A 4,051-nucleotide genomic window follows, 5' to 3' on the forward strand; every position below is an offset into this window, starting at 1 on the left:
TCCATAGTTTTCAAGAAACCCCCACCCTGAGTCGTCGAACGGATGCCGGTTGTGGGGATTGTAAAAATACAGTGCATCCCATCCCTGCGTCACTGTCCCTGGATTCAAGGTCACAAAAGCGCACACACAAACCACCAGGCAGATTGCCGATCTGGAAACAACAAAACGAAACGCAGACACGGCGTTCAAGGAAGGCACCACACGCCTGTTCAACAGCCAAAAAACCGCGGCCGCCAAAAGGGTGGGGAGCGGAAACAGAAGCATCGTTTCAACATTCCCCCACGACACCCAGAACATGAATTCCGTCAGAAGCGGCCAAAAGATGACCGAGGGCACTTCGCTCCACCGGAATTCGCCGCGCCCAAGCTCACCTGCCACCAGGTAATACGCCACACCGTACAGGGCAGGACCGGCAAAAACAAACATCAGCACTGTTCCGGCCAGGCCGCTGAACCTTCCCCGTATCGGCTTGGCTGCACTGTTTGAGCCAGGCGCTTCATGGCCCCTGTGAATCATGTGGAAACCTGCGCCGGCAAAAACTGCTGCAGCTCAGGCGGCAAAGGCGCCTGCAGGTGCACGACCTTGCGCAGTTTGGGATGGTTAAATTTCAGGCTCCAGGCGTGCAGAAACATGCGTTTGAGCGATGCCGTGCCCGGGGCGGACCTCTGCAGCGCCCGGTTCAGTTCAAAGTCTCCGTATTTGTCGTCACCGGCAATCGGATGCCCCTCATTGGACAGATGCACGCGGATCTGGTGCGTGCGGCCGGTCTTGATTGTGACTTCGAGCAGGGTGAAGGGCGTTGCGGGCGCCAGCGGACTGGCAGGAAAAGCCGACTTGACCTTGACCAGCGTCACCGAACGCATGCCGTCGGGGTGGTCGTTGGGCACCACCTTCACACGCCGCTCGCCATCGGGCAATAAATACTTGTGCAACGCCTTGTCGATCACGCGGTGATTGGCCGGCCAGTCGCCGCCGACCAACGCCAGGTAGACCTTGTCGGTTTCACGCTCCCGGAACTGCTCCTGCAGCAGCTTGAGCGCCATGCGCCGCTTGGCGATCAGCAAGATGCCGCTGGTTTCGCGGTCCAGCCGGTGCACCAGCTCCAGAAAGTCAGCCTCGGGCCTGGCCATGCGCAGCTGTTCGATCACGCCGAAGCTCACGCCGCTGCCGCCGTGCACAGCCACACCGGCCGGTTTGTCGATGGCCAGCACAAAGTCGTCTTCAAACAGAATCGGGAATTCGCGGGACGGCGCATAGCCGCCCGTAGTCGAACTCGCGCCGTGGCGGGCGATTTCCTGGGCCATGGCCTCGGCCTTTTGCCCGGCCCGCTCAGAGGTGCGAACCGGCGGCAGGCGCACGATGTCGCCGGTCTCCACCCGCGTATCGGCCTGCGCCCGGCCCTTGTTAACCCTCACTTCACCGCTTCGGATGATGCGGTAGACATGGGTTTTGGGCACGCCCTTGAGTTGGCGGATCAGGAAATTGTCGAGGCGCTGGCCCGCATAGTCTTCATCTACCGTCACCAGCGTGGCCTGCGGCGAGGCCGGGGCCGCCGCCGGTGGAGTGGATGGCGCCGGGGTGGGCGCGGACACGGCTGCGGGCGGCCATACCGGTGTTTTCCCGGGTTTCCTTGCCAAGCCCTTTGCTGACCCTATAATGTGTTTCACTAGCGATGCGCTGTAAGTGGTTGATTTGTCTGGAGTTTAGTCCACGCAAGTCCCCGGCCCTGAAAAGGCAAACAAGCAGCCTCGCTGGAAGGTCGATGCCCACGCCGGCAATTGCCCGCAAGCGACGAGTGCAAGGCACCTCGCGGCGAGCGTCTTTGCACGGTAGAAGAGTCGACGTTTTGCGAACAACACTACGGAATACCATGTGTGCAGCCCAAGTCATGAACAACAGGCTGCATGCGGATCCAGTCGAGATCAAGTCCTTAACGGTAGCCCTCTGATGACAACACTGGTCAGTCTGATTTATATGTGCCTGCGGCGCCTCACGACATTCGTGGGCCCTGCTTTTGGCATAAATCAGCCGCCAGCCCTTGTACAGTGGGCGCAAGCAGCTACTCTTTTTGTAGCATCCACCCGTTTGACCCCTGCTCGCTCCATCCACGCGCCTACGCCCAGACCACGTCGCTGACCGATTCACTTCGGTCGGCCGCGCGCTGTCAAAAGCTCTCCGGCAATTCCTCCAGTTCGCACTGCGTCCCTCCGGCGTCGTTGGCCCATTTTGGGCATGTGATTGATGTTCAAGACATGACATCAAAACGAAGAACGATAAGGAAGGCTACCCATGAAACGGATGCTGGTAAACGCCACACAGGCTGAAGAACGCCGTCTGGCGATCGTCGATGGACAAAAACTCCTCGATTACGAAATTGAAATTGAAGGGCGCGAACAGCGCAAGGGCAACATCTACAAGGCCGTCGTCACCCGCGTCGAGCCCTCACTCGAAGCCTGCTTCGTCGACTACGGCGAAGACCGCCACGGCTTCCTGCCGTTCAAGGAAATCTCCAAGCAATACTTCGCCCAGGGTGTGCCCGTCAACCAGGCGCGCATCAACGATGTGATCCGTGAAGGCCAGGAACTGCTGGTCCAGGTCGAAAAAGAAGAACGCGGCAACAAGGGCGCGGCCCTCACCACCTTCGTTTCCCTGGCAGGCCGCTATGTGGTCCTGATGCCCAACAACCCGCGCGGCGGTGGCGTAAGCCGCCGTATCGAAGGCGAAGACCGGGCCGAGCTTAAAGAAAACATGGACCAGCTGGAATATCCCAACGGGATGTCCATCATCGCGCGCACCGCCGGTATCGGCCGCAGCGCGCCGGAGCTGCAGTGGGACCTGAACTACCTGCTCAAGCTCTGGACCGCGATTGACGGCGCCGGCAAGGGCGGCAAGGGCGCCTACCTGATTTACCAGGAATCCAGCCTCGTGATCCGCGCCATCCGCGACTACTTCAACAGCGACATCGGCGACATCCTGTTCGACACCGACGACGTCTACGAGCAGGCCCGCCAGTTCATGGCCCACGTGATGCCCGAGCACGAGCACCGCGTCAAGCGCTACCGCGACGACGCGCCGCTGTTCAGCCGCTTCCAGATCGAGCACCAGATCGAGTCGGCTTACGCGCGCACCGTGCAGTTGCCCTCCGGCGRCGCCATCGTCATTGACCACACCGAAGCGCTGGTTTCGGTCGACGTCAACTCCGCCCGCGCCATCAAGGGCGGCGACATCGAAGAAACCGCCACCCGCACCAACCTCGAAGCCGCCGACGAAGTGGCGCGCCAGATGCGTTTGCGCGATCTGGGCGGCCTGATCGTCATCGACTTTATCGACATGGAAGAGTCGCGCAACCGCCGCGACGTGGAAAACCGCCTGCGCGACGCGCTGCGGCAAGACCGCGCCCGCGTGCAGTTCGGCACCATCAGCAAATTCGGCCTCATGGAAATGAGCCGCCAGCGCCTGCGCCCCGCCCTGTCGGAAGGCGCGTCCATCCCCTGCCCGCGTTGCGGCGGCTCCGGCCATATCCGCGACACCGAAAGCTCGGCACTGCAGATCCTGCGAATCATCCAGGAAGAGTCCCTCAAGGACAGCACGGCCTCGGTGTTGTGCCAGGTCCCGGTCGACGTGGCGTCTTTCCTGCTGAACGAAAAGCGCTCCGAGATCGCCAAGATCGAAGTCAAGCAGCGTATCAACGTGCTGCTGGTTCCCAACAAGACGCTGGAAACCCCCAACTACCGCCTGGAACGCCTGAAGCACGACGACCCGCGCCTGGACAACATCGCCGCCAGCTACAAGATGGCCGACGAAATCGAGGATCCGACCACCGTCACGCGCCGCAGCCAGGAAAAGCACAACAAGCAGGAGCCCATCATCAAGGGCGTCTTGCCCGATGCACCTGCGCCGATCGCGCCGCCCAAGCCGGAAGTGGCGCCACAGGCGGCTCCCAAGCCCCAGTCGCGCCGCCCTGCCCCGGTAGCAGCTGCACCCGCAGAAAAAGGCTTCTTCGGCTGGATCAAGAGCCTTTTCGGCGGCGCGGAAGCGCCAGCCCCGGCAC

3 protein-coding genes are annotated in these 4,051 nt (G+C 61.5%); 1 reads left to right on the forward strand and 2 read right to left on the reverse strand.

Features of this window, described 5'->3' with window-relative positions:
* On the reverse strand, positions 1-426 hold a 426-nt coding region (locus tag AC1DWI_RS15510; RefSeq protein WP_477725158.1), incomplete at its 3' end, for a hypothetical protein.
* Between the two features lie 86 nt (positions 427-512).
* Positions 513-1,667, reverse strand: coding sequence for an RluA family pseudouridine synthase (locus AC1DWI_RS15515; protein ID WP_477671306.1), 1,155 nt, complete (start codon positions 1,665-1,667; stop codon positions 513-515).
* Between the two features lie 622 nt (positions 1,668-2,289).
* Here AC1DWI_RS15515 and AC1DWI_RS15520 point away from each other — a divergent pair.
* Positions 2,290-4,051, forward strand: a 1,762-nt coding sequence (locus AC1DWI_RS15520; RefSeq protein ID WP_477725159.1) for an Rne/Rng family ribonuclease, incomplete at its 3' end; no start/stop codon positions are given.

The sequence above is a fragment of the Polaromonas sp. P3_C2 genome (assembly GCF_056402675.1).